The 7,139-nt window shown below is 68.6% G+C and carries 6 protein-coding genes; 2 read left to right on the forward strand and 4 right to left on the reverse strand.

Annotated elements, in window-relative coordinates; all coding sequences use genetic code 11:
• Positions 1 to 26 precede the first annotated feature (26 nt).
• The 4 genes from ispF to F0Q45_RS28990 form a co-directional block, all read right to left on the reverse strand.
• Entirely contained in the window at positions 27 to 524 is a 498-nt protein-coding gene (gene ispF / locus F0Q45_RS03335; protein ID WP_149652567.1) for a 2-C-methyl-D-erythritol 2,4-cyclodiphosphate synthase, read from the reverse strand.
• Complete coding sequence (ispD, locus tag F0Q45_RS03340) at positions 521 to 1,204, reverse strand: 2-C-methyl-D-erythritol 4-phosphate cytidylyltransferase (protein WP_149652568.1); 684 nt, start codon at positions 1,202 to 1,204, stop codon at positions 521 to 523. The genes ispF and ispD overlap by 4 nt, the downstream gene beginning before the upstream one ends.
• An 18-nt stretch (positions 1,205 to 1,222) precedes the next feature.
• Complete coding sequence (gene carD, locus F0Q45_RS03345; protein ID WP_003419482.1) at positions 1,223 to 1,711, reverse strand: RNA polymerase-binding transcription factor CarD; 489 nt, start codon at positions 1,709 to 1,711, stop codon at positions 1,223 to 1,225.
• 323 nt (positions 1,712 to 2,034) lie between these two features.
• Positions 2,035 to 5,061, reverse strand: a complete 3,027-nt coding sequence (locus F0Q45_RS28990; RefSeq protein ID WP_188112765.1) for a PE family protein — start codon at positions 5,059 to 5,061, stop codon at positions 2,035 to 2,037.
• A 656-nt stretch (positions 5,062 to 5,717) separates the two neighbouring features.
• On the opposite strand from F0Q45_RS28990, the gene F0Q45_RS27490 reads away from it, so the two are divergent.
• Positions 5,718 to 6,410 (forward strand): hypothetical protein, encoded by a 693-nt coding sequence (locus tag F0Q45_RS27490; protein ID WP_188112766.1) that lies wholly within the window; start codon positions 5,718 to 5,720, stop codon positions 6,408 to 6,410.
• Between the two features lie 112 nt (positions 6,411 to 6,522).
• Complete coding sequence (locus tag F0Q45_RS03375) at positions 6,523 to 7,080, forward strand: hypothetical protein (RefSeq protein ID WP_149652572.1); 558 nt, start codon at positions 6,523 to 6,525, stop codon at positions 7,078 to 7,080.
• Positions 7,081 to 7,139 lie beyond the last annotated feature (59 nt).

Here is a 7,139-nt window from a genome sequence, read left to right on the forward strand (position 1 = left end):
GCCTGCTACCGCAAGAGCGGGGGACCCTACTGTGCTGTGAACGGTTCCCGCAGCGAAACCACCAATGCCGTCGCGATGGCGGCCCTACCCTCGCCGCGCCCCGTCAGACCAAGTCCGTCGGTGGTGGTGGCCGACACCGACACCGGAGCATTGAGTAGTCGCGACATCACGGCTTGCGCCTCGAGGCGTCGCCAACCGATCTTGGGCCGGTTGGCGATCACCTGCACGGCAGCATTACCGACTCGATAGCCCCGATGGGTGATCAGCTCGACGACATGACGAAGCATTGTGGCCCCGCTGACCCCTTCCCACCGCGGATCGTCGACCCCGAACACATCGCCGATGTCACCCAGGCCCGCTGCCGAGAGCACGGCGTCACACAACGCATGAGCAGCGACGTCACCATCGGAGTGTGCGGCACAACCGTCGGCGCTGGGGAACAGCAGGCCCACCAGCCAGCACGGGCGCCCGGGTTCAATCGGGTGCACGTCGATACCCAGACCCACCCTCGGCAGCCCGCTCACCGGTGCACGATCGCATGAGCCAGTAGCAGGTCCAGCTGGCTGGTGATCTTGAACGCCAACTGGTCACCCGGCACCACCTGCACCTGACCGCCGATGTGCTCGACTAGTGAGGCGTCATCGGTGAAGTCACCAGTTCCGGCGTGCTGGTATGCGCGCAAGAGCAAGTCGGTGGCGAAACCCTGCGGGGTCTGCACCGCCCTGAGCCCCGCCCGTTCGGGAGTGCCCACTACTACGCCGTTGGCGTCCACGGCCTTGATGGTGTCGGTGAGCGGCAATGCCGGCACGACGGCGACGTGGCCATCGCGCAGTGCTTTGACCACACGCGCGACCAACGCGGGCGGTGTCAGCGCCCGCGCTGCGTCATGCACGAGCACAAACTCTGGCGCGGCGGTCTGCGCTAGGGCCGACAGTGCCTGACGCACGGTTTCGGTGCGGCTGGCACCGCCGGCCACGATCATGGCCTTGTGCCCGAGGATCAACGTCGCCTCGTCGGTGCGATCAGGGGGTACCCCTACCACGACCGTGTCGATGACAGCCGACTGCAGTAGACCGTCGACCGTCCGCTCGACCAGACTTTGCCCGTCAAGTTGATAGAACGCCTTAGGTACGCCAGCAGCCAGCCGTTGGCCCGACCCTGCGGCCGGCACAATCGCCGCTACGGCGCCTGTTCCCTCGGCCATCTAGAAGCCTCGGGATCTTCAGGAAGCGGCGGCCAGAACCTCGTCCAGGATGGTCTCCGCCTTGGCGTCATCAGTGCTCTCAGCGAGCGCCAGCTCGCCGACCAAAATCTGCCGGGCCTTGGCCAGCATCCGCTTCTCTCCGGCGGACAAGCCGCGTTCCTGGTCGCGGCGCCACAGATCGCGCACCACCTCAGCCACTTTGTTCACATCGCCGGAAGCGAGCTTCTCGAGGTTCGCTTTGTAACGGCGTGACCAGTTGGTGGGCTCTTCGGTGTGCGGGGCACGCAGAACCTGGAAAACTTTGTCGAGGCCTTCTTGGCCGACGACGTCGCGGACTCCAACGTACTCAGCGTTCTCAGCCGGCACACGAACGGTCAGGTCGCCCTGCGCCACTTTCAAGACGAGATACTCTTTTTGTTCCCCTTTGATGGTTCGGGTTTCGATCGCCTCGACTAACGCTGCACCGTGGTGTGGATAGACGACGGTGTCACCGACCTTGAAGATCATCTGATTTGAGCCCCTTTCGTCACTCCATGCTAACACGCCGCCCTCCCGCACGCGGATCAACTGCGCAGGTCAGGGGCATCGCAGCCGAAGATTGGGGGTTGACAGGCGATTCAAGACGTGCATCGCCGCGCCGATTGCCGGCTGTCACCGCAATCTCGAGCGCGCTCTGTGGTGCGGAAGCCGAAAACTCACCCGTCGGGCAGCGCCGCCAACTCTTGCCGGGTGGGACGAGGTCCCGCTGACCAACTCGATGGAGCATGGCCACCCGGTGCCGGCAGGTTGGTCGACGCTGCCAGCAGAGAGTTCAAGTACCGCCGTCGGGGTTAACTAGAGGCGCCCGCCTGACCGTCTACGCCCCGGACTCCGTTGGCACCGGACCGGCCGTCAGCTCCGTCACCACCTCGAGCGATGGTGCCATTCTTCCCGCCAGCGCCCCCGGCACCACCGTCACCGCCGGAGCCGCCGGCGCCCCCGGAGCCGGCCTGACCGCCGAGGCCGTGGCTGCCCGCAATGCCTGCCGTTGCCGCACCGCCGGCCCCGCCGGCGCCGCCGTTACCGCCGGCACCACCGTTGCCGCCCACACCGCCGTCACCGCCGGCGCCGCCCATTCCGGGGGCAGAATCTCCCGTCAGGACGGGGATTTTGCCGAATGGGCCCCCGAATCGGTAAATGTCGCCGCCGCCGCCACCACCACCGCCGCGACCGCCACCCGCACCGTCGCCGCCCCCGCCGCCTTGGCCGCCTTGGCCGCCTTGGCCGCCATTGCCGGATTCCCAACCGCCGGCACCACCGGCTCCGCCTTTACCGCCGGTCCCGCCGGCAAAGGCCGACGCACCAGCACCGCCCCTACCGCCAGCACCACCCTTACCGCCAATAGCGTTGTAAGCGTCGGCGTCGCCGCCCTTGCCGCCATCACCGCCGTTCGCGCCCGCACCGCCATTCCCGCCGGCGCCGCCCTCGCCGCCGAAAGCTTGACCTATGTCAACCACGTCCGCACCGTCGAGAACAAGAAGTTCGCCAGTTGCGAATCCCCCTCGTCCGCCGGCACCGCCGTCACCACCGGCACCGCCAGCACCGCCCTTCCCGCCCTTGCCGCCCTGACCGAAACCGGCAGAGGCATCACCCTGGCCGCCGTCACCGCCCTGCCCACCCTTGGCGCCGAGGCCACCGGCTCCGCCCTTGCCGCCGTCGCCTCCCTGACGATCGCCAGGGCCAGAATTGCTCGCACCGTCACCTCCGTCGCCACCCCAAATGCCTGTTCCGGTCCCGCCCGAGAATTGGACTGCGTCTTTACCGTCAAAGCCGTCGCCCCCTCCGGCCGGCCCGGGGAGCCCGTTGTCGGCCTGTCCAGCTTTGGGGAGGGGAGTGGGGTTGACACCGTCTGCGCCGTCCGCGCCGGACCCACCATCGCCCCCGGCGCCACCGCCGCCGATTCGCCCCGCATTGCCGCCGGCACCACCCCACCCGCCGCTCCCGCCAGCCTTCCCTACTCCAGCCGGGGTGGCGTCACCGCCGTCCCCCCCGGCACCGCCATTACCGCCAGCTGGACCGCTAGCACCCTCGCGACCGTCAGCACCATTGAAATCGATCCCACTGCCGCCACCGCGTCCGGCCGCCCCGCCGAAACCGCGATCACCGCCGTCACCGCCTGAGCCACCGCTGCCGCCGTTGGGCCCGTTGCCGCCGTCACCGCCAGCTCCGCCATTTCCGGCGCTACCGCCGATGCCGCCGTCACCACCGCGACCCCCCAACGCGGTCGGCGAGAAGCCACCGTCGCCACCGTCCCCACCCTTGCCGCCGGGCGCTCCGCGCCCGCCACCACCACCGTCTTGGCCGGTGTCCTTGGCACCGTCAGCCCCGGCTCCGCCGTTTCCACCGACACCGCCGGCACCCCCACTGCCGCCAGCGCCACCGAAGCCTAAAGCGCTCCCACCAGCCCCGCCCGAACCGCCTTTCCCACCGGCTCCGCCCCGCCCGCCGTCGGTACCGGCCGCGCCCGCGGCGCTGGCATCGGCGCCGGCCATTCCCGAACCGCCGGGTCCACCGGCGCCACCGATGCCGCCATCACCGACGCGCGTGGCGTCCCCGCCATCACCACCGGGCCCACCGTCACCACCGACTCCGCCGGGCGCTGTCGTATTTCCGCCGGCACCGCCGACGCCACCAGCACCACCGGCTTGCTCAGCTTGCAGCGACCGGACGGCGTCGCCGACGTTGTAGGAGAGGAAGCCGCCGCGGCCACGGCCACCGTCGACGCCGTCGAGTCCCTGGCCGCCGCCCTGTCCGCCGGCACCGCCAGCGCCGCCGCTGGTTCCCGCGCCGCCAGCGCCGCCTGCGCCACCGGCGCCGCCAGCGCCGCCAAGGCCGGCCAGCCCGCCTCGGCCGCCGGCACCAGCCAGCAGCCCGCCGGCGCCTCCGGCACCGCCATCACCGCCAGGTCCGCCGGTCCCACCGCGAGCGCCGTCACCGCCATCACCGCCCGCAACGCTTAGGCCCGCCACCCCGGCGCCGCCGGCACCGCCAACACCGCCAGTACCGCCCATCCCGCCGCCTCCACCGGCACCGCCGTCACCCAGCAGCAGCCCGCCGCGTCCCCCGCCACCGCCGGCACCACCAGCCCCACCTACAACGCCGGCGCCCCCGTCAGCACCTGGATCTCCGACGGCACCGTTGGCGCCGCTGAAACCAACCCCGCCGGTCCCGCCGTCACCACCGCGACCAAACCATCCGGCGTCACCACCGCGACCGCCGATCCCGCCGGCCCCACCGCCGATCCCGCCGGCCCCCCCAGTGCCATAGAACAGCCCACCGGCCCCACCAGCCCCGCCCGCCGCGCCCAGACCGCCGGATCCGCCAGCTCCGCCATGCCCAATCAGGCCCGCAGCTCCGCCGGCACCACCCGCCTGACCGGCAGCACCAGCCGCACCACGGCCACCGTTGCCCCACAACAACCCGGCGTCGCCGCCCGCCTGCCCCGGCGCGTTGGCATCGACGCCATTACCGATCAAGGCACGCCCTAGAAGCGTCTGGGTCGGCGCATTGACGACGCCCAACACCACCTGCTCAACGTTGGCGAATTCGGCGGCGACATATGCGGCTGCGCCGCCATTCAGCGCCCGCACAAACTCGTCCTGCGCCCACGCGATCTGCGCAGAAAGCTCCTGATACTGGCGCCCATAGCCGCTGAACAACGCCGCAATCGCCGCCGACACCTCATCGCCAGCTGCAGCTGCCAACTGCGTCGTCGTCGCCGCCGCCGTCGCATTGGCCGTGCTCACTACCGAGCCGACCGCCGCCAAGTTCGCCGCCGCGCCGGACACCAATTCCGGCGCCATCAGAAGAAAGGACATGACAAACCTCCATCAACCGACGGCCCCCACTCACCTGCCGGTATAGGTAATGGCGATGTCACCGCCATGAAATCTTCGTGAAGTGGCCACCTAGATCCCGAATCGCACCCGCCCTCGACACCGGCATTGCCACCGGCGACGCCTGCCTATTGCCGTGCAACGCCGAATCACCGCCAGCGTGCCGTCATGCAACCAATCCAGCTCAAAACCCAGGAGAGGCCCCTGGGCGAACCCGATTGAAGGCCCGCCTGCCTGGCTAGCCGTCGTCGGCCTGATCGCCAGCGGTCGCGGCGCCGGTCAGAACTCCCAAACCGCCAACCAGAGCCCGCCGTCAATTACACCGGCTCACAATCAACAACGTGGCGCTGCGCGACATCCGCATTTAGGCCCTGCAGCGCACCGGCGATTTTCCGTAACCCGGCAAACCAGCGAACTTGTTGCTGGTGGCCGACGACCAATCGCCCCGAATGTGGCAACGCATTTGGGTTCACTTAAGCGCAGTCATGCCGCCCACACAGCAGCCGGACCGCCTTTGGTTTCTGCCGCGTGGGTCCGCCAAAACGGCATCTCGTCCCCAATCAGCTGGAGAAACCCGCCTGGCCGTCGCTGCCGCGCGCACCCTTCGCACCGGACGCGCCGTGGTTACCGGCCGCAGCGTGAGCACCGCGGGGACTGTTTTGCCCGCCGGAACCACCAACACCGCCATCACCGCCCTTGCCGCCGCTACCTCCGAGGCCGCCGGCACCGCCGGCGCCATGGCTACCGCCGGTGTCGTCCCGTCGCTGCACGTCGACTACAAGACCGCCAAGATCAAGCAGTATCACCAACAAAGGATGGCGCTGCGCACCGAAACCACCATCAACAACCCCCACGACTTCGGCGTCACCAAACGGCTGACCAGCCTGCCCGAACTTCGGCAGCTCGGCTATTCCGCCAACCGGCGCCTGCTCGGCGTCCAAACCATCAGCCTCGACCCGATCCGCGGCGCTAAGGCCTTCACCGATCTCACCACGCCCCTCGTCACCGACTCCGGCACCCGCGCCTGCGTACCCACGGCCTCATCGAACGCATCCCCCGCCGCCAGCGCTACCGCGTCACCGACACCGGGCAGCAACACGCGCTGCTGTTCACCCACACCCACAACCATCTACTCCGCACCGCCCTGGCCCAAACCAGCGACCCCAGCCCACCCCAGCCATCCCCGCTTCGCCGAGCAGCACACGCCTACCAGACCGCCTTCGACGACCTCACCCGCCAAGGCGGCTCGCCGCCTGAACCCAAAACAACCCAACCCCAAACCTGACTCAAGAATCACGGTTGGGCCACTTAAGCTACCAACAGGCCCTTAGTCGACACCAGTGCTACCGCCGGCGAAACCAAACTACTACTGTGCATAGTTGAATCGCTGTCAGCATGCCGTCATGTGACCTGCCATGCTCCGAACTCAGCAGGAGGCATTGAGTGAAGCTCTGCAAGATCCGCCTCTCCGTGGCGGGCCTGGTCGCAGCGATCGCCACCTTGACCAGCGGCTGCGGAACCGGTCAGATCTCCCAGACGGCGTCGCAGGAGTCCGCCGTCAACGGCAACCAGCTAACTATCAACAACGTTGCGCTACGCGACATCCGTGTCCAGGCCCTGCAGCGCACTGGCGATTTTTTGCCACCGGGCAAGTCAGTGGACTTGGTGCTGGTCGCCGTCAACCAATCCCCGGACGTAGCCGATCGACTGGTGAGCATCACCAGCGAGGCGGGCACGGTGACGATGAGCGGCGATGCTCGCTTACCGGCGGGCGGCATGCTGTTTATCGGCACGCCGGACGGCCAGGTCGTCGCGCCAGGCCCCCTTCCGTCCAATCAAACCGCCAGGGCGAGCGTCATGTTGAACAAACCCATCAGCAACGGCCTCATGTATAACTTCACCTTCAATTTCGAAAAGGCCGGGCAGGGCACCGTCATGGTGCCAATAGCAGCGCCCCTGGCTGAGCCACACGAGCAAACGCCGACTCCGGGCAGACCGTAGCGCGGCGTTGTCGGCTCGGGGTTGATGCTCCTATTGATGTCATCCCTGAAGGGGAGGGG

Source organism: Mycobacterium simiae (assembly GCF_008370645.1).
Classification (GTDB): Bacteria; Actinomycetota; Actinomycetes; order Mycobacteriales; family Mycobacteriaceae; genus Mycobacterium; species Mycobacterium simiae_A.

Bases quoted from the DNA above. Each gene is read 5' to 3' on its own strand.
- ispD (WP_149652568.1), bottom strand. From the start codon at position 1,204: ATGGCCGAGGGAACAGGCGCCGTAGCGGCGATTGTGCCGGCCGCAGGG.
- carD (WP_003419482.1), bottom strand. From the start codon at position 1,711: ATGATCTTCAAGGTCGGTGACACCGTCGTCTATCCACACCACGGTGCA.
- F0Q45_RS28990 (WP_188112765.1), bottom strand. From the start codon at position 5,061: ATGTCCTTTCTTCTGATGGCGCCGGAATTGGTGTCCGGCGCGGCGGCG.